The following is a 21,969-nucleotide window of genomic DNA, read 5'->3' on the forward strand; positions in this document are numbered from 1 at the left end:
TAAATCATGCAGTTTAATAAAAGCTATCAGTTATTGAGATACCTGAATCGAAGGCACTCTTTTTTGTCTCGCCATTTATTGGGCGGGATCGCATGGTTAGGCATACTGATGTTCACGCAATCATTCTCATTAGCTCGGCTTATGCGCCGTGAGTTTGTTGCTGATGACTTTCGTTTAGCATTTCGGCGTGCAGCATGGTTTGCGCGCCATATCTTTCCAAAATTGGATTTCTTTGAAGATCCGTTTTTCGATTTTACGATGGAAACCGACGCGCACCAGAGAAGGGCGCTCGAAAAGTTTATTAAGAAATACCGTCGGGCACTGAGTGAATCCATGTATCTAACGGACATGCTTTATATCCGTGCGGCCAATATTCACGGTGAGCTTGAGAATTATCAGGCCGGTATCTACCCCCACGATGATGTCGTGGCTTTTTATGACAATGCCGATCGGGCTTTAGGGGCATTAGGCACGCCGCCCCCATCGGCGGGCGGTAAAGAGAAGCCTCGGGAAGATGATTTCTCAAAACGTGATGCCGTCAGAGCGCTGCAGGATTTAGCTGAGGCGCTACCGCTGGCAGTTTGGCCATGGTATGTCATTTCAGGGACGTTTTTAGGCTTACATCGGGAAGGTGGTTTCTTGGCCCATGACTACGATATTGACGTCGGGATTCATGGAGAAAGTATTTCGGTTGATGAGTTGGTTAAAACGTTAGCGAATCGACTTGAATTCGCCACAAAAAAGGTCGATCTCCATGTCGAAATTACCCAAGACGATCATGGCAAGCTTCATTTGATCAAAGTGCCGGCCCTAGTAAAATTGGTTCATGAGAACGGGTTGAATTTAGATGTGTTTATACATTACACCGAGAATGCTAGTTGCTGGCATGGATCGATAATTCATCGCTGGGAAAACTCGCCATTTACGTTGGTTCGTCGCGAACTGGAAGGAGTGCCTGTTAATGCACCAGAAGACGCAGACAGATATCTTACGGAAAATTACGGTGACTGGAAAACTCCGGTGAAAGAATTTGACTGTACCACGGGTACGCCCAATCTCGTCGTTTCTCGAAACTTTCTATCAGTCGCGCTGTTTTTGAAGCGGCTGGCGGTTTTTTCAGCCACGGATGCCAAGCAGGCAGAGAAACTCAAGAGGACGTTGTTGGCTTCGGACGTTGTGCAAGAAGAGAGCGACCGTTTGTTTGTGGTACGCGGCTTTGAGCTTGATGCTAGCTCGCATGGAGCCCACTGAGGTTAGTTTATGCTTGCTCTCAACAGCTATTTGCGGAAGGTTATTGGGACGGTGCTGGAGTTTTGTTCGGTATCAGGCGCAGCTTTTGTTGTGGGTTGTGGGGCCTTGGCCGTTTCCCGGGTTTGCCAAGTGATGGCGTTCTTTCTGCCATTGAAGATTTTTATCGTGCTTAGCTCGGGTGAGGTGCCGGTTTACTTTGACTTTTTCCCTGAGGAGATGGAGTTCCAGGAAATCGTACTGTTGCTAGCTGGAATGGTTCCAGTTGTTTATGGCTTATTTATCGTTCTTGGAATTTTGCATCGATGGTTGATAGACAGGCATCTCACTCGATTTGGTAGCAGGGAGCTAAATATAGAAGGAACAAAAATTCCAGAGAAGAAAATGAAAAGGATACACAATCACGTATCCAAAGCATTCTCTGAAGTTGGACTGGTGGTTGTTTCTGTGCTTTTCGGGTTTATTCTAGATCCGATGGTTGCGGTTGCCTGGATAGTGATTCTATATGTGAATTTGTGGATTTTTTATTCAAAGGTTTTTCATGTTGAAGACCATCATAGGGTCACCTTTTTGAAACTTCACCGCCGACAATTCATCGAGTATATCTCGTCATCAAATTTTTTGATTGTCTTTGCTGTCTTGACAATTGAGATGGCCTATTTTGATATGGGTGTATATACGGGGATATTCCTGTTGTTGGTTTCGAGAATGGTTTTCCAGGCTTTGAACCGATTCTCAGTAGAGAGTCTCTATATTCTTAAATTATTTCCTTAATATGGCGAAGGTATAACATGGAAAAGACCGTAATTACGTATGGAACTTTTGATATGTTTCATATCGGCCATCTTAAGCTCCTTAAACGTTTGGATGCGATGGGAGCCAAACTGATCGTAGGCGTATCAACCGACGAGTTTAACGATGTTAAAGGCAAAAAAACGTTAATCCCATATGACCAACGCGCCGCCATTGTTGAAGCGATTGATTGCGTTGATATGGTTATACCAGAGCATTCCTGGGACCAAAAGCTTTCTGATGTAGAGCAGTACAGTGTTGATGTTTTCGCGATCGGTGATGATTGGTCTGGAAAGTTCGACTTTCTCAAGGACTACTGTGAAGTGGTTTATTTGGAGAGAACCAAAGATATCTCTACTTCCGGTCTTAAAAAGTCATTAACTCGGCTTTTGTCTGTTTCTAGCGAGGATTTGACGAACGCCTTTAATGTCTTGGATATATTGAGAAAAGAGTTACGATAAAAATCGGTTTATTTAAGTAAAGGTGTTTTATTGTGGGTTCGGTTTCTGTGGTTTTTGGTCGTGATATTTATAAGAAGGTTTTCAATAAATACCGAAGTGCAATGTTGAACCTGTTGTTAGCTTCTTTTAGCTGGCTATCTCTGATGCTCATCGTTGCCGAATTCTCTGTTGGTTTATCCGTGCTTCCTGCGCTGATAGTTTATGGGGTTTTAATTCGAAGGGTCTACCAAAGAAGGTTCAGGGGGACAGGAAAATATCGTGTGAACGGCGAACTCAGTGCACGAATATTCCTATCTTTGCTTCCAGTGTTTCTTTATACGATAGGCGGCAAAGGCTCTGTCTTAGGGGTTTTTTTGTGCTCTGTCTTTGCGGTTATGCCTATCGTTGAGCCGATACTCTCTAACCTGGTAGATAGGAGTAAAGTTAGAAGTGTCAACTTGCCCAACTCGAATTTGGAAGATAAGTCAATAATTACTTCTGAAGTTATCAGCGATTTCCACCTGTTCGCTGTGTTCGTAGCCTCGGTTGCTATGCTTATTAATATTTCAGTCTTATTTTTATTGCTTCTTATTGTTTTCGAAGTTTTCTTGATGGTGTTGGCTGCGAACTCTATTCATAAAAATTTTAAAAGACATATTTCCAACGATGAAAGAACTCGCAATGCGATAGAAGCCTATTGTCCAAAATTCGTTTTGTATTACTCAGCCCCTGCGGGTTCAGTATACCAAATTGGAATGTGGCTTAATTATTTGGAAAGAATTGGAGAATCTTTCATTATTGTGATGAGGGAAGATAAAGATTTTAATGATATAAAGCGTCTAACATCGCGGCCGGTTATCATCTGTCCACGGATTATAGATCTCGATGATATTTTGGTGCCCTGTATAAAAGCTGCGTTTTACGTGAACAACGGTATGCGTAATACACACTTAGTGAGAAACACTTCTATTACGCATGTTCAGCTGTTGCACGGTGATAGCGATAAGGCACCGAGTTATAACCCGGTTGCAGCTATGTTCGATAAAATTTTTGTAGCAGGCCAGGCTGGAGTCGATCGTTACCATGATCATGGGGTTTCAATTCCCAACGAAAAGTTTGAAATCGTTGGTCGTCCCCAGGTTGAGAACGTGGTGCGGCAATCTGATAGCGAACAAAAGGTCACTAAGGTATTGTACGCTCCGACATGGCGAGGTAACTACAACGACACGAACTACTGTTCTTTACCTGTAGGTTTAGACATTGTCTCAAGTCTGTTAGAGCGAGAAGTCGCCGTTGTTTTTAGGCCACATCCTTATAGCTACAAAGATGCAGCTCACTGTGCTGTCATTCGCAATATTCAACGCTTATTGAAGGCGGATTCAGAGAAAACCGGTCGCGAGCATAAATGGGGGCACTCGGCTGAAACGGGAATGTCAGTATTCGAGTGTTTCAATAGTGTTGATGCCATGGTCTCGGATGTTTCCTCGGTTGTACCCGATTTTTTGTTTTCAGAAAAGCCATTTTCAATTGTCGCTATGCTCGGTTCTGGGCAGGACTTTGTTCAGGAATTCCCCTTGTCTAGGGTGGGCTATGTTATTGAGAAGGATTTATCGAACCTAGAGGAAATGCTGAATAAGCTGATTTCTTCTGACTTGAAAAGGGTAGACAGAATTGAGGCTCGTAAACATTATTTAGGAGATTTCGAAGAAGCGGGCTATGCCGATAACTTTTTGAACGCTGCTAGAAAAGTCATAAATGATGAGTAAATTGTTATTTTTGCAATTCTTACACCCATGAAATGAGGATTTTTTATGTACTCTCTTCTGTTACTAAATGGTGGGGTTGGAGCACGCGTTGGCGCTGATCAGCCCAAGCAACTGCTTAAGGTGAATGGCATACCAATTATTGTCTACTCTTTAGTTGCAGTAGATAAAATTGATGAAATTGATCAAATCGTCCTTAACTATCCGACGGGTTGGCGCGATGCCGTTGAGGAGATCTTGCGATCTTACTCAATTAAAACACCGGTGGTATTGGTGGAGGCTGGGAGCACTCGTCATTCCTCTGTGTCTGCTATGTTACCTCATGTAAAAAACAAGAATGTGGTCGTTCACGAGTCTGCACGTCCCTTGGTTACAAAGCGTGAATTTGAGGATTTGATTGCCGACGAGAATGTTAATGTTTCCTACATGTTGCCCATTCCTTTTACCGTCGCTCCCGTCACTCCAGAGACCAAGGAAGTGACCGGATATCTGGACCGCGATCAGCTCCGTAACGTTCAGTTGCCACAAAAGTTCGATAAAGACGTATTGCAAGAAGCTCATCGTTTTGCTGAAAGAGAGCAAATTGAATTTACTGAAGATGCTACGTTAATCGCGACTGCCGGTTTTCCTGTCTTTTTCAAGGATGGTAGCGATCGAAATTTCAAGATCACAAATTCTTTAGATGTTGCTATCGCAACGAGCTTGTTGCATAAGGAAGATAATAATGAGTAAGTCTGTTTTAATCACCGGGGCGTCTCGTGGGATTGGTTTGGAAACGGCGAAAAAATTTCTGTTCCCTGATAATGACTACTCTACAATCGTGTTATTTGCTCGCAAATCCGATGACTTTGTGAGTGCAGTCCAGTGGCTTGAAGAGCACAATGCTCACGGTAAAAGTATAGTGGTTCGTGAAGTCGATGTAGGAGAGCGCGAGGCGCTTAGAACTGCTATCGTGTCAGTTTATCAGGAAGTCGGCAATGTTGACCTTCTCGTAAACAATGCTGGATATACGAACCCCGTCCCTTTGCAGCAGGTGGATTTTGAGGATTTCGAACGTACTATTGCAGTGAATTTGTATGCACCATTCACCTTAGTGCAGGAACTGCTGCATTTAGGTAATAAATTTGATTGTATTGTGAATATTGCTTCCACCGCGGGGATAAATGGTCGGTCGGGTTGGCTGACCTATTCTGCATCAAAAGCTGCGGTTATTAATATGAGCAGTGTTATGCGGGAGGAGTTAGAAATTTACGGAACTAGAGTCATTTGTATTTCTCCAGGGCGTACCGCAACTGCGCTGCGACGTGTTTTAGCGCCAGAAGAAGATCCTAGTACCATAATGCAGCCTGGACATGTCGCGGAGGTTATAGAGATGCTCTCGTCTCCCGTAGGGCGATTTGTAGATTCCGAGAATCTCGTGATACGACAGTAAATAAACTCCTTTTATTTTGTTGGAGGTTCTGGGGCGAGAGGGTGTTTTAGCTATGGCAAATGCGGTGCAGGTGGTTGGCTTTTCCGGCTTCATTGGTAACCAAGTGTTTGAAGCTTTGGCCTCCGAAGGAGGTAGAGTGGTTGGAAACTCTCGCACCAGTGTTTGTTTTAGAGGCTTCGGTTCGATCGATGAGCGCTTGGAGCCGGTTTATCGGCAAAAAAGAATCGACGACGTTTTCATCGCTAAAGACGTGAACGTGATCGTTTTTTGTGCTGGTCTGGCCCACCTGAATACGCCAGAGGATACACGATTAAATGACTTCGTTTCTGTAAACTGTGATCTGCCGATGGGGTATGCCGAAGCGGCAATCAGATCGGGTGTATCGCGGTTTGTTTATTTGAGTTCCATTGGTGTTCATGGTGAGGGCTCGGTGCAGCCCTATAATGAACTTTCCTCTTATGCCTCTTCGGACGCTTATTCTGGCTCTAAGGTTCTTGCAGAGAAGAAACTGATTGAACTGTTTAAAAAGAGCGAGTGTGAGCTGGTTATTATCCGGCCACCGATGGTTTATGGCCCGGAAGCGCCCGGAAATTTCTCCCGTCTTGCTTCGCTAGTTCAGAAGAGGATTCCTCTCCCTCTTGGTGGACTTAATAATCAACGATCATTTTTGTTTGTTGGCAATTTGGTTAGTTTTATACTGCGTTGCATTGAACATCCGAATGCGGCCGGGCAGGTATTTGTTGTCAGTGACGATGATGACGTCAGCACGCGGGATTTTGTTGCGAGAATTGCGAAAGCTCAGGAACTTCGCTGTATTCTACTGCCGCTCCCCGCTGTGTTATTTAAAGCAGTCATGACTCTGGTTGGCCAAGGTAGAGCTGCCGGCAAGTTAGCGGCGCCTTTGACTGTTGATTGTTCTCACGCCAAACGTTCATTGGGGTGGGTGCCGCCGTATTCACTTGCCGAAGGTATACGGTTGAGTTTTCCAGATTAGCTGTTAAGGCAGTTCAACAAGGATTGTTGCATGATTGAGATTAGTCACCGTGGCGCTGCGAATGGCGTCACCGGCTCCTGCCACGAGCTCTCGTTATCAACGGTAGGCGAACCTGCTAAAGCCGGACTTTTCATTGACTGCGGCCTGTTTCAAGGCAGCGAATCCAAAGACCGATCGACCGCTGAAAACCTGGCCATAGATTTCCCCATCGATCACATCCGCGCCTTGGTGGTCACCCACGTTCATATTGACCACGTTGGTCGCATTCCCTATCTTTTAGCCGCCGGGTTTGCAGGCGGTATTGGAACAAACATCCGTGAAATCAGGCCGCCACCCTCTGTCGTTCGAGCAATTAAGGGTGATCAACTCTCACGATGATCACTTGAATGCCGTAGAATACCTCACCAAATCTCATCGCCCGTGAGTGGTGATGGCAGGCTCCGGTATGTGCGCCGGTGGCCGGGTTGAGCTTAATGGTGAGCGTTACGACATCCGCACCAAAGTGCACCAGGTAAGCGGCTATTCCGCGCATACTGGGCAAGAAGATTTATTGCGCTTTATCGAAGGTATCCCTTTACCGCCGAAAGAGATTCGAATTGTGCACGGCGATAGCCACGCTAAACAAGAATTCGCCACTATACTGAAGACAAGGTTGCCTAACAGCAAGGTCTGCATTCCAAAAGGAACTGGTTCATGAAAAAGATTGCGGTGATTGGTTTGGGTTATGTGGGGTTACCATTGGCTGCCGCGATTGGAGAGCAGCGGGAAGTGGTTGGCTTCGATATTAACTCTGAGCGTATTGGAGAGCTCAAAGATGGTATCGACTTCACCTTAGAGTTGTCTCGCGAAGAGCTGGCGGCGGCAAAGCACTTGTCGTTTACGGATTCCGTGCATGGAATTGCTGAATGCCACATCTATATTGTTACGGTGCCGACTCCCATCGATGAGTTTAAAAAACCTGACCTAACCCCGCTCGTTAAAGCCAGCGAAACCGTAGGCAAGGTACTGAAGCCGGGCGACATCGTTATTTACGAATCCACGGTATACCCGGGGGCTACGGAAGAAGTATGTGTGCCGGTATTAGAAAAAATATCTGGCCAAACCTTCAATAAAGACTTCTTTGCGGGTTATAGCCCAGAGCGCATTAACCCGGGCGATAAAGCGCACCGTGTTACCACCATTATGAAAGTAACGTCTGGCTCTACGCCGGAAATTGCTGACGAAGTGGATGCCTTGTACGCGGATATTATTACTGCCGGTACTCATAAGGCCAGTTCTATTAAAGTTGCTGAAGCGGCAAAAGTGATTGAAAACACTCAGCGCGATTTAAACATTGCGTTGATGAATGAGCTTTCTATGATTTTCGCCAAGCTGGGCATTGATACTCATGAAGTATTGGCCGCAGCAGGAACTAAATGGAACTTTTTACCGTTTAAACCGGGCTTGGTGGGTGGCCATTGTATAGGTGTAGACCCGTATTATTTAACTCATAAAGCGCAGGCTATTGGCTATCATCCGGAAATCATTCTGGCGGGCCGCCGTGTTAACGACAATATGGGGCCTTATGCGGCGTCTGAGTTGGTTAAAGCGATGATTAAAAATGGCCAAGCGGTTTCCGGCGCGAAAGTATTGGTAATGGGGCTGACGTTTAAAGAAAACTGCCCGGATTTGCGGAACACTCGTGTTGTTGATGTGATCAGTGAACTAAAAGACTATAACTGCGAAGTACACGTAACCGATTGCTGGGCAGACAATGCCGAAGCGGAAGAAGAATATGGGATTTCGCTGGTGGATAAGCCTGAAAGCGAATATTACGATGCTGTATTCTTGGCTGTGCCTCACAATGAGTATGCCGCAATGAGTGCTCAACAATTGCGAGCGTTCGCAAAAGATAAGGGTATTCTTTTTGATCTGAAGGGAGTGCTGCCTCTGGGAGAGGCAGATATTCGATTGTAATCATCACAATCGACTTGTTTTTAGAAGCCGGCCAATGCGTCGGCTTTTTTTATGAGCTTTAATTAATCTGCTTTACGAATGCCTGATTTATTTATTATTATGCAGCCTGACTTTCCGGTCATGTTTTTTTTGTTTAAATCATCCGATATAAGGCCTTACTTTCATGGCGAAGATCAACGATTACTATCAGAAAAAACAGCTTATGGAAAAGCTTGCGGCAGAGCTGGAGCAGCTCGAAAACGATCAAGCGCTTAAGCGCGAGTTGGAATTTGAAAATAAAGTTCGTGAATTGATGACTGAATACGACAAGTCACCAAAGCACGTATTGCAGATTCTGGCAGCGATTGATCCTTCCATTGCCGGTGCTAAAGCGGAAGCTTCAACAGGTACGCGTGCCAAGCGCCCGATGAAAACCTATAAGAACCCGCATACCGGCGAAGTGGTGAAAACCCGCGGCGGCAACCACAAAACTCTGAACGAGTGGCGTGAGAAGCACGGCAAAGACGCGGTTCAGAGCTGGCAACAGCAAGACTAAATCGCTCTAATAAACCCCTTTCCCTTAATGGGGAAGGGGTTATGAATAAATCACCACCTTGTTACGCCCCCCTTCCTTAGCCCCATACAAAGCCTTATCCGCCTCTTGCATCCACTGCATATAATTCTCTGGCCCACCTGTTAATTGCGCGATACCCATGCTGATGGTGTATCGAATATCACCCGCAATGGTGTTGACCGTACTTTGAGCAATGGCATCCCGGATGCGTTCGCACAATATGCGCGCGTTCTCTGCATCGGTTTCCGGCAGGATAAGGCCGAACTCTTCTCCACCGTAACGCCCTGCGGAATCCGATTGGCGAATGCTGTCGCGGGTGACTTGTGCGGAGTGGCGAATCACATCATCTCCGGCCAGGTGCCCGTAGGTATCGTTCACCGATTTGAAGTGGTCGATATCGAACATGACCAAGGTGGTGGCTTGACCGTAGCGCCCGTAGCGTTCGAATTCTGCATCCACCAGGTTTTCCCAGGTGCCTCGGTTAAGCAAACCGGTTAGTCGGTCGGTCATGCTTAATTTCGCCAGTTGCTCGTTGGCCCGTTCTAGTGCTTGTTTGCTGCTCGCGAACTCGGTCACGTCGTAAATGAGCAGGCAGACCTTGTCTACTTTGCCACGGGAGTTGGTGAGCGGGCTGATCGTCAGGTTTTGAAACATGAACTCTTCGGTACCCGTGATGGGGCGGGAGTTTCGAAACTTGAATAGGTAAGGGCGCTGTTCCCAGGAGGTGAAGGCTCGGGTGTTGAGTGTGGTGACGGAATCCACTTTCCGCGTAAGCCAGGCTTTGGGAATGTCAGGAAAGGCGTTGAATATCTGTTGGCCACGAATTTGGGTGGCGGTGATGCCGCTGTGATTTTCCATAAAGCCGTTCCAGGCTTGCACTCGGAAATCGAGATCCAGCACCACCAGGCCGACCTCTACGGTTTCGATCATGTCGGCCAGCCAATGGAAGGGGTCTACGTGCTCTGAGTCAAAAGCCATGGTCAATCCACCAGATATTCGAGACGTTTTTCCAGGAAGGGCACAGAGTCTTCGGTAAACAAAACTAGCATGTCACAGCGAATGTCCCTGTTTTCGATGGTGTAGCAGATTTCCAGGCACAGTAGCTGTTCTTCGCGACTGCTGTGGTGCTCCAGCAATTCGTTAATAGGGCGGTGCTGGCCCAGTACGGTTGGGTGCCCAAGCCCCAGTTTAATGTCGAGCTGATCACTCACGCCGTTCAGGAAGGCGCCAAACAGTATGCTGGACATGTCCATCAGCACTTCAACATCGATGGCATCGCCTTCTACGCCTTCGTAATGAAGCAGTTCTGCCATTTCTTCAAAGCTGGCATCGTCGAATAACAGCAGTGCTTCACCAGCGACACCCGAGCCCGTGAAGCCTTGGCATACCGCAGAAAAGGTGTTGCCGGCTCCGGCTGAGGAAATCGCCATGTGAAGTTCAGAGCTGGCGATGAAAGCGACTTTCGGAATAGGCTGTTTAACGAACACCCGAAGCAGTCGGGCCAGTAAGTCCGATGAACGACCCATGGCGACGTTGGCGGTTTCTTGCAGGTATTCCGTGAGGCTGACGGATATTTCTGGCGTGCGGCTTGGCTCTGAGAAAGCACTATTCTTGGCCGCTAGCGCCGAAAGTTCTTCCGGCCGAAAAAAGCCGTACTCCTGCAGCAAGTCTGCCACAAGCTCTGTACTTGTCGGCTTTTTAATGAAATCGATGGCGCCCAGTTTGCGCACCCGTTCCCGGGCTTCGGGCTGTATGTCACCGGAAACGACAATGGTGAGCACCGGCAGGTCTTCTTTGCGGATGTGTTCCAGCACTTGGTAGCCGTCTAAACCCGGCATGTTGAGGTCCAGAAACAGCAGTTCCGCTTGGCCTTTGCGCAGAGCAGTGAGCGCTTCTTCGCCATCTTGTGCAAATAGCACGCTGTCTGCCAGGCCAAGGGGCAGCGCACGGGCCATTTGTTTGCGGGCGAGTGCGGAGTCGTCGCAGATCAGAATTTTGGTGCTCATGGAGTGTATTTTGGTGCCCGAACCGTAAAGTAACAAGAGTAGCCTAATGGAATGTGTATCTGTGCGCTACTCTTTTGGTCGGTGGCGTTTACCAAGCTTGGCAACTATCCACTAACCGGAACGACTGATTGTGAAGTGGCTCACTCAATGTTGAATCGGCTCTCGGATATAGTGGTTGCGTGCTAAAAAAACAAATAGAGACACAATCTATGATCAAGCGAGCGTACGGATACGCTGCCCTTACTGTTTTTTGCTTAGGTATTTTGCCCGTTGCCCAAGCGGAATTGGCACCCATTTCTGATGACGCGATGGGTGATGTGACGGGGCAGGCGTTTATGCAGGTTGAAAACATTGTCGGCCAAAATCACAACGTTACCCGGATGTCGCTAGGTATGGATGTGGAAACCCGGGTGAATGTAGATGACGTAAAGGTTGGTGAAATAGATGCGGGCGTGGATTTCGCGGCCAGCCATCTCGCCCTTGGTCATATTGCACGGGTTAATGGTGAAGTCTATAACGGTGTGACTTATAACGAAGGCGACGTCGTTCCCTTCGAAGCTCGCCGCCCTTACATCGAACTGGCAGAGGATGCCGCTGGTTTGGCCGGCTTTCGTATGGGCTTTCACGAGGCCCGCGGATCGGTTTCCTCCAATACCACCAGTTTTAGCGGCAATATAGGAATGCAGATTGAGTCCGGTGGGCAGGTGTATGATACTCAGCTTTTTGATGGCGCGGGCGGTGCCGCAACGGATGACCGTGCTACGCACATCGGCTTGAAGCCCAATGACCCGAATGCCGTGGCTAATTGCGATGTGGCAACCAATTGTGCGCCGTTAACCCAGCTCCGCTCGATCGATATCGGTGAAGACTCCGGGCAAGCCGGTGTGGCGGGTTTTACAGATGGTTTCTTTATTGGTTTTCAGCGAGACGACAATGTGGCTTGGCAAACGCTGGATGGCATGAGCTCTATTGATGTTGGCAAAGGGGTGTATCTCAACCTGCCGACGAATATGACCGTTGATGTTCAGCAGTTGATCGGTCCCGGTATCGATCGTCGGCGAACCCATCAGGTGGATATGGGGACTAAGTTGTTTTGATTTTGTTAGACTCCTGCTACTAATTCACAAGGTGGGAGTCTTCCTTTGATCCGCTCTTTTTACTGGCACGATTACGAAACCTTTGGTGTAGACCCGCTGCACGACCGGCCCTCCCAGTTTGCCGGGGTTCGGACCGATGCGGATTTGAACGTGATCGAAGATCCGTTGGTGATTTACTGCAAACCGACGGACGACTACCTGCCTTCCCCTGAAGCCTGTTTGATTACCGGTATCACCCCGCAAAAAGCTCTGGAAGATGGCTTCCCAGAAGCGGAATTCATTGCGCAGATCAACGAAGCCTTCAGTCAGCCCGGCACTTGTGTGGTGGGCTACAACAGCCTCCGCTTTGATGACGAAGTCACCCGTAATACTTTGTACCGAAATCTGCGCGACCCCTACGCCCGGGAATGGCAGAACGGCAACTCCAGGTGGGACATCATCGACATGGTGCGGCTGACCTACGCCCTGCGACCGGAAGGCATCAACTGGCCGCGCAAAGAAGACGGCAGCCCCAGCTTCCGCTTGGAGGAACTCACCGCGGCCAACGGCATTGCCCACGAAGCGGCCCACGATGCGATGTCCGATGTTTGGGCGACGATTGCCGTGGCCAAGCTGATTAAAGATAAACAACCCAAACTGTTTGATTTTGTCCTGAAGAACAAAGACAAACACGCGGCCCGCCAGATGCTGGACGCCGGCACTATGAAACCGGTTTTCCACATCTCCGCCAAATTTCCAGCCAGCCGTGGTTGCTGTGCATTGGTTGCGCCCTTGGCGGAACACCCCACTAATAAGAACCAGGTCATCGTTTACGACCTGCGGGAAGACCCAACGGAACTCATCAACGCCACGCCGGAACAGATTCAGGAGCGAGTGTTTACTTCACAGGCCGAGCTAGGTGAGGGCGTACAGCGCTTCCCCCTGAAAGGTATTCAGGTAAACAAGTGCCCGGTACTGGCGCCGGCGAACATGCTGTCTACGCTCTCCAAAGAACGCTTGTCTGAGCTGGAGTTGGATGGTGATGTACTGCGCGCGAATCTGGCCAAACTGCGGAACGCCCCGGACTTGTCGGCACGCATTGCCCAAGCCTTTGATCGCAGCTTTGAAGGCAGTGACCTCACCGACCCAGACGAGCAAATTTATGCTGGCGGCTTCATCAGCAACGCCGACCGTGAGCGGCTTAAAGATCTGATCGCCCAGCCGGTAGAGACGTTAGGTGAGCAAGAAGTGAGGTTTGATGACGAGCGTTTAAGCGAGATGCTCTTCCGCTACCGCGCCCGAAACTATCCGAACACCCTAAGCGGCGAGGAAATGGAACGCTGGGAAACCTTCAGAACGGAGCGCCTGATGAAGCCGAAGAAAGGCTGGCGGTCACTGGAAGCCTACGGGCTGGAGTTGCAACGCCTCGCGAGCGATCCGGAGTTGTCGCCCAGAAACCAGCAGATCTTGGAGGATTTACATTTGTATGGGGAGTCTTTGATTCCTTATATGTAAAAAACGAGGGGCCAAGATTGGCCCCTCGTTTCGTTTATCTCCGCTTCTGAAAATAAACACTCAAACTCTGCCCCACCAAGCTCTGCACTTCACTCCCCAGTGCCTCCGCCTGAATCTGCTTCTGCACCGGCGCAGTCGCCAAGCTGTGACCATCTTCATCGCGGGCTTTGACGAGTTTCCATTCCACTTCGTTGCTGACAAGCGCCAGTAGATCTTTCAGCTGACTGGCATCTTGCGGGCGGAACCAGCGGTCGCGGCAGCCGCCTAGGCTGTAGAAAGCTTGGTCTTTCAGTAGGTCGACCCAGGTGGAGTCCTGCTTGTTTGCCAGTACCATGCGCCGCAGTTGGCGCAAAGCGGTGCGCGTGGGTTGCAGGGTGTGCTCATCAATCAAGCGGCGGATGTGCTTGTCGCCGACGGTTTGTTCGGCCATGTTGGTATGCATGTGAACCACGGCTCCGCTGGTGGAAGCGCTATTGATCAGTGCAGCAACAGAAAGCTCTGTCATGGCCGGTGAAGGCAAGCGGCCGACTTCTACCCAATGAACTTGATGGCCATCCGCCACGAATCGCTGGGCGATGGACCACGGCCAGAACACGATATTGTTGATGTTCAGGATGCTGGCCATACGCGTGGCCTTGGCGATGTTGGCGAGGGATTCGTCAACCGCGATAACTTCCACATCATCCAGATACTGCGCCAACTCCATCGCCCGCTGACCAGACTGTGCGCCGCAGACCATGATGCGCAGGGTGGCGGGAAGGTGTTTGGTGCTTAAACCCAGCTCCTGCACCATCACCGCTTTCAGGCTGGTTTCGGCACGGTAAGCCACCTGGCTCCACGCGGGCCAGGCTTGCTGCACATCCGTTTTCGCTAGGCAGAGTTCGTCGGCTTTCTCATCAAAGTTTTGTTTGATGGCTTCTTCTTCTGCCCGATTGTAGTAGCTGGCGGCCATCATGGGCTGCATGGCAACGGGCCAGTCAACCAAGTTCCACTGGCCAAGGTTCATCGCAAAACTTTGATGGAATAGGGCGCCGTACAGGGCGCTGATCATCAGGCTGCCAATCAGCGCTTCTTGCGGCTCGCCCATCGCAAACTGGGCGACGATGCTGTCGTTAATTGTGGTGATCAGTCGCTCTTCGTCATCGTCCGCCGCTAAAACGTAACCGGTTCGGTCGGCGTATTCGGCAATGGCCAGGCATAAAGACTGAAGCTCGTCCCGCAAGCCAACGGTTTGCGCGACTTCCGCCAGAATGCTGCGGCGAAGCATAGTAACCAGCTCTTCGACTTCAGCGCTGGGCATTAAGGTTTTCTTGAGCGCGAGAATCAGCAATTCATCTTCCGCGGCTGCATCCAGAAAGATCTCAGCTTTGGGGTTGTTCAAATCGTACTGCTGCTGAACGACGGCACCCACAAACCGGCCGATCTCTTGATGCGGCAAGCCGTCTTGACGGAGTAGGGCAATGGCGTCTTGTGTCAGTTCCGCGTCTGCGTGGTGGACTTCCAGGTTTTGCGCGCAGGTCAGCATGCCGGAATAGACAGAATCCCACTCGGAACCGGTTTGCAGCAGTTTGCGGTAATGTAAGAAGGCAACATCGAACTGGCCTTGCAGGCGTTTGGCATGGGCAACCCCGCAGAAAGCGGCGGCAGATTGCCGCTCGGATTCCAGTGCTTCAAGGAAATACTCTTCCGCCAGAGCTGGCCGCTCAGTCTTCAGGGCCCAATAGCCCAGATTACAATACTGCTGCGCCTGCCCCGGCTGACTGTTCAAGCTGGCATTGAATAAGGCTTGGGCTTTATCCAGCTCGCCATCGTCCATCTCCACCCGGCCCGACAAACCCAGTGCTGCGGCGTTGCCTGCCTCAATCGCCAAGGCGGCGGCCAGATACGCACGGCACTCCTCACGCGCCTTCAGCCTTTGGGTGTAGGAAAGCCCATTAGTGTTGGACTCGCCATAGGCCAAATTCGCCTGCAAAACCAAGCGAGCGACTTGCGCCTGAACCGAACGGGAAAAATGAGCGTTGTTTTCTTGTACGTGCATGGAACACCTCGTTACCAGCCATAATCCGATGCGGCAAAGGTCTGCAGTTTTTTGCGGATTGCCGTGCTTTGAGGAAGGTATTGCGAAAGGTGTGCCAGTTTTGAGTGGTTTCGGTGGTTTAGCGGGCTCTAAATAAAAACGGCCAGGTAATTAGCCTGGCCGTTTTAGTTCGCTGTTTTGGTTTAGCCTTGCAGCAACTGTAGCACCTGCTGCGGCCTAGCGTTGGCCTGTGCCAGAACAGACAAGCCAGCAGACTGAAGCACCTGGGTACGAGCCAATTCTGCGGTTTCCGCAGCGAAGTCCGCATCGCGGATTCGACTATTGGAGGCCGATAGATTTTCTGAGGTAGTGCTCAGGTTCGCGATGGTGGACTCGAAGCGGTTTTGGACGGCACCGAGTTCAGCGCGGTAGCCATTGATAGTATCGATGGCGTAGTCGACGGCGATCATGGCTAGATCGGCGCCTTCCCGAGTCGAGATGTCGATCTCGTTCATCGAAACGGTATCGCTGTCGGCTGTCCCGAAAACTTTAAAGTCAATGTTGTTCGTAGCATCACCGTTTGTATCCGCGGTAATTCCGATGGTGAACGGTTCGCCAAACTGTGACGAGAACACGATGTTGTCGTTAGTTGAATCGAGGTTGGCTTTAATCCCGGTTTCATTCGTACGGGCGTTTACCTTGGCAACAATGTCGTTTAGAGAGGTTGCGCCCTCGACTGGAATTTTTGCTCCATCGATGTCTACTTCGAAGTCGATGGTTTTGCCGTCTTTAAAGTGTTCATGAACGGTTGTCGCAACATTAGCCGAGAATGGGCCAGTGTTTGCACCAGTATTCCCAGTTCCGTCGGTTAAGCTTCCTGCGATGCTTAGGCCGACTGATGTATTGTTAACGAACCGGAAGCCAGTGTCATCCTGCTCAACGGATAGACCTTCGAGTTCTTGATTTTGGCTAATTTGGGTTTGAAGCTGGGCAACTGCTTCGTCTATATTTTTTGCGCCTTTAATTTCTAAGGTTGCAAGGCTAGGGTTGGTGGCGCTCGAAATGGTTAGCCCTGTCCCGTTAGTGGATACGCCCGAGCTAGAATCAAAGTCTAGCGTCGATGTATTTACGCTAAACACGCCCGGATCAAGCGCCCGATTCCCAAAAACACTGGTTTGTTCAACAGTTCCACCAATTTGGCTCCCCCGCGAGTCCAAACCACTAACAGAAATAGTCTCGCCAGTGTTAGCGCCAACCTGGAACGTTTGGGTATCAAACGTGCCGTCGAGAACTTTTAGGCCGTTAAAGGAAGTCTGGCTAGCAATCCGATTTATCTCTTCAATTCGCTGCTGCACTTCCTGATTCAGAGCTTGGCGGTCTGAAACGCTGTTTGTGGCGTTAGCGGACTGAACGGCCAGTTCCCGGATCCGCTGCAGGTTGTTGGTAATCTCATCCATCGCGCCTTCCGCGGTCTGGGCCAAAGAAATGCCATCGTTGGCATTCCGCTGGGCGATATTTAAGCCTGAGATTTGAGATTGGAAGCGTTCAGATATCGCAAGCCCCGCGGCATCGTCCTTAGCGGAGTTAATGCGCAAACCTGAGGATAAACGCTCCAGCGCAGTATTGGCCTGGCTTTGTGAGGCGTTGAGGTTCCGCTGGGCGTTCAGCGACGCCATGTTGGTGTTAATTACCTGAGGCATATCGTTCTCCCTGCTCAGAGATGCCGGAAGCTCAGAGCCTGAAAGTCAGGGCGCTGCGCCGGCAGAAAAGTTGTTTATTTACCGTGTTGATGGGAGTTAAGCGAAGGGTGTGCCAAGATCTTAGATCTGGTTTTATCTTCTTGTTATTAAAGTAATTGGTGTCGGATTGGTTCTTTCGGATGCATGCTCTTTGCCAACTTGCCGTCAGCAAAATCGGAAGTTGCTTGCCGCTTTTACATTCTTTTACAAAGAAAATTCCATTTTTCCTAAAGCAACCCGATCAGGTGCCGTTAAGTGAAGTAACAGGGCGGCGCTCCTAACCAAAAAAAGAGAACGCCTGACCTTAACCATGAAATAACGACATCTGTCGAAGGGGAAGCATAATGGCTCTCGGAATTAACACTAACGTCGCTTCATTGAACGCTCAGAACCAGTTGGGTAAGTCCCAAAACATGAACGATCAGGCGCTTCAGCGTTTGTCTTCTGGCCTGCGCATCAACTCAGCTAAAGATGATGCTGCGGGTATGGCGATCTCTACTCGCTTTCAGTCCCAGATCTCTGGTTTGAATGTTGCCACTCGTAACGCTAACGACGGTATTTCTTTGGCGCAGACGGCTGAAGGCGCGCTGGATGAGATTACCAATAACCTGCAGCGGATTCGTGAGTTGGCAGTTCAGTCGGCTAACGCGACCAACAGTACTTCCGATCGTGAAGCGCTTGACGCCGAAGTTCAGCAGCGTATCCAAGAAATTGATCGCATTTCCTCCCAAACCGCTTTTAATGGGTTGAAAGTGCTGGATGGCTCATTCGCTGAAAAGCAATTTCAGGTTGGTGCAAATGCGGGAGAAACGATTGGTATCGACTTGGGCCAAGGTACGCGCAAAAACCAGATCGGTGCTATTAGTGAGTTGGCGGATTTGCAGGTAACTTCTGGGGCGGGTGGAACCTTCAGTATTGCATTGGGTGAGAGGGATCCGGTGGACATTACTGTGGGGGCCACTGATTCTGCTGCAGATGTTGCTGCAAGCATTAGTTCTGCAGGCATCTCAGGTCTTTCTGCGACGGCAACGAACGTTCAAGTTCTCGACTTTGGTGACGTCGAGGCAGGAGCCTCGGGCGGTGGCGATTACACTTTCAATATTCAAATTGGAAGTGGCAACGCAACAACCGTAAGCGCAACAATAAATGACGGTGCTACGCTTACAGCTAATGACTTAATGGCTGAAATCAAAGCCGCGGGAATTTCGGGACTTACAGTATCGGAAGAAACAACAGGCGAGCTTACGTTTACTGCTGCGAGCGGTGAAAACATCACCATCTCAGGTCAGAACTTCGATGGAACTTTGGCTTCGGGCACCATGGGGAATAGCATCGGCTTTACCACTGCTGCCGTTGCAAATCCCCTCGAAGGTCAGGTAACCATCAATGCAGGCGAGAACTTTACAGTTACTGATGCAAGTGGTTTCGTTGAAAATGGTGGTCAGGGTACTGCGAGCGGTGCACTTGAGAACATAGATATCAGTGATGTTGCTGGTGCAAATGACGCTATTCGTAGAGTAGATTCAGCGCTTGATACAGTGAATACACTTCGCGGTGATCTAGGTGCGATCCAAAACCGCTTCGAGTCCACCATCGCCAACCTGAGCACCTCTGTAGAAAACCTCAGCGCCTCCAACAGCCGTATCCTGGACGCTGACTTCGCGGCAGAAACTGCCAACCTGGCCAAGTCTCAGGTGCTGCAGCAGGCTGGTATCTCGGTGCTGGCACAGGCTAACGCCCGTCCGCAGCAGGTACTGTCCCTCCTGCAGTAAGGGATTAACGGTAATAGCCGGAGCCTTCGGGTTCCGGCTTTACGCCGTTTGAGTCTAGCGAGGTAAAGCTATGAATGACGTTAACCTGAATAACCCGGAGCTGAAGTTAGTGCGCTCTGGTGCCACGGCTCCGGCTAAGGCAATGTCGTCATCTCAGGCCGAGGGTGGAAATGCTCCCGACCTTGTTTCACCTATTGCCGGAAATCGTCAGATTCAAAATGTTGGCGTTGCTAACGAAGCCTCGAAAGCTGAAAAGCTGAAGCAGGCAAATGACGAGCAGCAACAAGACTTGGGTCAAGCGGTTAGTCAGCTGAATGATTTTGTTCAGAATGTGCAGCGGGATCTTCAGTTTGAGGTGGATAACGAATCCGGTCAGACCATCGTGAAGGTGGTTGACCAGTCTACCCAAGAAGTGATCCGCCAGATGCCAAACGAAGTTGCATTGAGGTTGGCAGAAAAATTGCAGCAGGATGAACCGCTGACGTTGTTCAACATAAAAGTGTAAAAACTTGCCGCTTTTGCGGACGTGTTGAACACGGTATTTCAGCACCGCCACCCCGAAAGGGGCTGGCGGTGTTCTGGTTTATGGGTTACCAAAATTAGCGGTAAAGTTTTGCCGCTCGTAGCCGATAAATTATACAGTAGAGACATTCGCTCCCATGAGGATGCAGGATTATGGCAGGTATATCATCGTTAGGCGTTGGGTCCGGTGTTCTTACATCCGATCTTGTTGATCAGTTGGTGGCGGCGGAACGTAAGCCCACCGAGGTTCGGCTGGATCAGAAAACGGCACGTACCGAGGCTCTGATTTCTGCCTATGGGCAGCTTCGCAGTGCGGTAACGGAACTTCGGTTGCCGATGCGACAGCTTGGCTCTGCAGACGCGATGAAGTCATTTTCTGCGACATCGTCGGGTAGCAATATCGACGTGTCGGTAGATGCCGGAAAGGCGGCCCGAGGTTCTTACAGCCTTGATGTGGTTGCTCTTGCGGAAGCCCAAGCGTTGGCTAGTACTGAGAGCTTCGCTGACCGAGATGCCACCAGTGTTGGTCGTGGCACGATTACATTGCAGGTGGGCGATAAAACTACCGAAATCACCATTGATTCCAGTAACGACACTTTGCAGGGTTTGGCGAATGCGATTAATGACGCTGACGCCGGTGTATCTGCAGGTGTAATTGATACCGGTAGCGGATTTCGCCTGACGTTATCGGCGGACGAAACCGGTACGGCCAATTCGGTTAAAATTACTGCGACTGAAGAAGCCGGCGCGGAAGGATTGGCGGGGTTTGCGTTTGATCCAGCGGATGCTGCAGGCAATCCAAAGATGGAGCAAACCATTACTGCCGCCGATGCGCAGATGAAGATTAATGGTGTGCTGATTACCCGTTCCACCAATACTGTTGAGAATGTGGTAGATGGGCTGACGTTCAATCTGACGGATGTGGGTAAATCCACCGTTAAGGTTGAGCAAGACACCGGTGAGGTTGCCGAACGTGTTCAGGTCTTCGTGGATAAGTTCAACGAACTACAGGGCACGATTCGGGAGCTTTCAACGTTCAACAGCGAAACCGGCCAAGGCAGTATCCTGACCGGCGACTCGACCGTTCGTAATATCCAAAACCAACTGAAAAGCGTTCTAACGGATATTATTCCGGGTCTGGAAAATGCCAGTGTGCGCAGTTTGGCGGATGTGGGTATTGGTACCGATTTCAGTACCGGTGAGTTGCAGTTTGATAGCCAGAAGTTCCAGCAGAAATTGTTAGAAAATCCAGATGATGTCACAGCGTTGTTTGCCGAGCAGGGCAGAACCACAGACTCTCAGGTGGAGTTTGTTCGGAGTGGTACGAACACTGTTCCGGGCGGCTACGATATTAATGTGACCCAAATGGCGACCCGAGGTAGCTTGAACTATAGCGTTCCGAACACTGCGAATGCTATCCAGGTTCAAGCGGATAACAGTTTTACGTTTCAGGTGGATGGTGAAACGAGTGCAACGGTTTCCATCGCTGCAGGTGACTACTCCGGTGCTGATTTTGCTGCGGCCATTCAGTCTGCGCTGGCAGACAATCAGGCGCTGAGCGCGGCTGACCGTTCTGTTCAGGTGGCATATGACCCTGCAGAAGGGCTTACGTTTACATCGAACCGCTTTGGTAGTGATTCCAATGTTAACCTGACTGCACTTGCTAACGTAACAGGGTTAAGCACCAATACCGGTGTTGCCGGGCAAGATGTTGAAGGCACGATCAATGGACAGGCCGCACAGGGCGACGGACAGGTGCTGTATCTTGCGAACGATGCCAACAATAAGGCCGCCGGCTTGCAGGTTCGTATTACCGGTGGCGAAGTGGGTAGTCGTGGGGAGGTTAATTTTATTGAGGGTGTGAGTGAGCGGGCGGTAGATGCCATCACCAATATCCTGGGTGCCGAGGGCGCGTTAAGCTCCCGTACCGAATCGCTAAACCGGGATTTAGAACGTATCCAGGAAGACCGCATTAAGCTGGATTTGAAGATTGAAAGCTATCAAGCAAGGCTTGTTGCCCAGTTCAGCGCTGCCGACTCATTGATTGCACAGCTTAACAACACTCGAGATTATGTAACGCAGCAGTTGGCCGCTTTAGCGCCCAATCAATCCGAGTAAATATACGATATTCAGAAAAGGGCCTT

General features: G+C 49.8%; 20 protein-coding genes. 16 read left to right on the forward strand and 4 right to left on the reverse strand.

Features of this window, described 5'->3' with window-relative positions:
• The first annotated feature begins 6 nt into the window (after positions 1-6).
• The 11 genes from K5L82_RS03405 (at position 7) to K5L82_RS03450 (ending at position 9,160) form a co-directional block, all read left to right on the forward strand.
• Positions 7-1,251, forward strand: coding sequence for a hypothetical protein (locus K5L82_RS03405; protein WP_223133167.1), 1,245 nt, complete (start codon positions 7-9; stop codon positions 1,249-1,251).
• Between the two features lie 9 nt (positions 1,252-1,260).
• Positions 1,261-2,022, forward strand: a complete 762-nt coding sequence (locus K5L82_RS03410) for a hypothetical protein (RefSeq protein WP_223133168.1) — start codon at positions 1,261-1,263, stop codon at positions 2,020-2,022.
• Positions 2,023-2,039: 17 nt separating this feature from the next.
• On the forward strand, positions 2,040-2,501 hold the full coding sequence (locus tag K5L82_RS03415; RefSeq protein ID WP_223133169.1) for an adenylyltransferase/cytidyltransferase family protein: 462 nt from the start codon (positions 2,040-2,042) through the stop codon (positions 2,499-2,501).
• A gap of 32 nt (positions 2,502-2,533) precedes the next feature.
• Entirely contained in the window at positions 2,534-4,246 is a 1,713-nt protein-coding gene (locus tag K5L82_RS16710) for a CDP-glycerol glycerophosphotransferase family protein (RefSeq protein WP_223133170.1), read from the forward strand.
• Between the two features lie 45 nt (positions 4,247-4,291).
• On the forward strand, positions 4,292-4,975 hold the full coding sequence (locus tag K5L82_RS03425) for a 2-C-methyl-D-erythritol 4-phosphate cytidylyltransferase (RefSeq protein WP_223133171.1): 684 nt from the start codon (positions 4,292-4,294) through the stop codon (positions 4,973-4,975).
• Positions 4,968-5,675 carry an SDR family NAD(P)-dependent oxidoreductase gene (locus K5L82_RS03430; RefSeq protein WP_223133172.1) on the forward strand — a complete coding sequence of 236 codons (708 nt, stop codon included), beginning with the start codon at positions 4,968-4,970 and terminating at the stop codon, positions 5,673-5,675. The genes K5L82_RS03425 and K5L82_RS03430 overlap by 8 nt, the downstream gene beginning before the upstream one ends.
• Positions 5,676-5,727: 52 nt before the next feature.
• Entirely contained in the window at positions 5,728-6,669 is a 942-nt protein-coding gene (locus K5L82_RS03435) for an NAD-dependent epimerase/dehydratase family protein (RefSeq protein WP_223133173.1), read from the forward strand.
• Positions 6,670-6,699: 30 nt separating this feature from the next.
• Positions 6,700-7,047, forward strand: coding sequence for an MBL fold metallo-hydrolase (locus K5L82_RS16785; protein ID WP_410505844.1), 348 nt, complete (start codon positions 6,700-6,702; stop codon positions 7,045-7,047).
• A 52-nt stretch (positions 7,048-7,099) separates the two neighbouring features.
• Positions 7,100-7,366, forward strand: a complete 267-nt coding sequence (locus K5L82_RS16790) for an MBL fold metallo-hydrolase RNA specificity domain-containing protein (protein WP_410505845.1) — start codon at positions 7,100-7,102, stop codon at positions 7,364-7,366.
• Complete coding sequence (gene tviB, locus K5L82_RS03445) at positions 7,363-8,625, forward strand: Vi polysaccharide biosynthesis UDP-N-acetylglucosamine C-6 dehydrogenase TviB (RefSeq protein WP_223133174.1); 1,263 nt, start codon at positions 7,363-7,365, stop codon at positions 8,623-8,625. Before K5L82_RS16790 ends, tviB begins: the two co-directional genes overlap by 4 nt.
• Positions 8,626-8,788: 163 nt before the next feature.
• On the forward strand, positions 8,789-9,160 hold the full coding sequence (locus K5L82_RS03450; protein ID WP_133004997.1) for a histone-like nucleoid-structuring protein, MvaT/MvaU family: 372 nt from the start codon (positions 8,789-8,791) through the stop codon (positions 9,158-9,160).
• Between the two features lie 39 nt (positions 9,161-9,199).
• Here K5L82_RS03450 and K5L82_RS03455 read toward each other — a convergent pair whose 3' ends face one another.
• Entirely contained in the window at positions 9,200-10,156 is a 957-nt protein-coding gene (locus K5L82_RS03455) for a sensor domain-containing diguanylate cyclase (RefSeq protein ID WP_223133175.1), read from the reverse strand.
• Between the two features lie 2 nt (positions 10,157-10,158).
• A complete protein-coding gene (locus tag K5L82_RS03460) occupies positions 10,159-11,184 on the reverse strand; it encodes a response regulator (protein ID WP_223133176.1) in 1,026 nt (341 codons plus the stop codon).
• A gap of 209 nt (positions 11,185-11,393) precedes the next feature.
• Between K5L82_RS03460 and K5L82_RS03465 the strand changes: the two genes are divergently transcribed.
• Together K5L82_RS03465 and sbcB are read left to right on the forward strand one after the other, a co-directional pair.
• The gene (locus K5L82_RS03465; RefSeq protein WP_223133177.1) at positions 11,394-12,281 is read left to right on the forward strand and encodes a hypothetical protein; all 888 of its coding nucleotides are present in this window, start codon (positions 11,394-11,396) and stop codon (positions 12,279-12,281) included.
• A 45-nt stretch (positions 12,282-12,326) separates the two neighbouring features.
• Positions 12,327-13,775, forward strand: a complete 1,449-nt coding sequence (sbcB, locus tag K5L82_RS03470) for an exodeoxyribonuclease I (protein ID WP_223133178.1) — start codon at positions 12,327-12,329, stop codon at positions 13,773-13,775.
• Positions 13,776-13,809: 34 nt separating this feature from the next.
• Here sbcB and K5L82_RS03475 read toward each other — a convergent pair whose 3' ends face one another.
• Together K5L82_RS03475 and K5L82_RS03480 are read right to left on the reverse strand one after the other, a co-directional pair.
• Complete coding sequence (locus K5L82_RS03475) at positions 13,810-15,813, reverse strand: hypothetical protein (protein ID WP_223133179.1); 2,004 nt, start codon at positions 15,811-15,813, stop codon at positions 13,810-13,812.
• A 182-nt stretch (positions 15,814-15,995) separates the two neighbouring features.
• On the reverse strand, positions 15,996-17,492 hold the full coding sequence (locus K5L82_RS03480) for a flagellin (protein WP_223133180.1): 1,497 nt from the start codon (positions 17,490-17,492) through the stop codon (positions 15,996-15,998).
• Positions 17,493-17,875: 383 nt separating this feature from the next.
• Here K5L82_RS03480 and K5L82_RS16715 point away from each other — a divergent pair, with 383 nt between their 5' ends.
• The 3 genes from K5L82_RS16715 to fliD all read left to right on the forward strand — a co-directional run bounded on the left by K5L82_RS16715 (position 17,876) and on the right by fliD (position 21,943).
• Complete coding sequence (locus tag K5L82_RS16715) at positions 17,876-19,303, forward strand: flagellin (RefSeq protein WP_223133181.1); 1,428 nt, start codon at positions 17,876-17,878, stop codon at positions 19,301-19,303.
• A 70-nt stretch (positions 19,304-19,373) separates the two neighbouring features.
• Positions 19,374-19,808: a flagellar protein FlaG gene (locus tag K5L82_RS03490; RefSeq protein WP_223133182.1), complete on the forward strand. Its 435-nt coding sequence runs from the start codon at positions 19,374-19,376 to the stop codon at positions 19,806-19,808.
• 170 nt (positions 19,809-19,978) lie between these two features.
• Complete coding sequence (fliD, locus tag K5L82_RS03495; RefSeq protein WP_223133183.1) at positions 19,979-21,943, forward strand: flagellar filament capping protein FliD; 1,965 nt, start codon at positions 19,979-19,981, stop codon at positions 21,941-21,943.
• The last annotated feature ends 26 nt before the right edge of the window (positions 21,944-21,969 follow it).

It is taken from the genome of Marinobacter sp. AL4B, from assembly GCF_019916045.1.
GTDB lineage: Bacteria > Pseudomonadota > Gammaproteobacteria > Pseudomonadales > Oleiphilaceae > Marinobacter.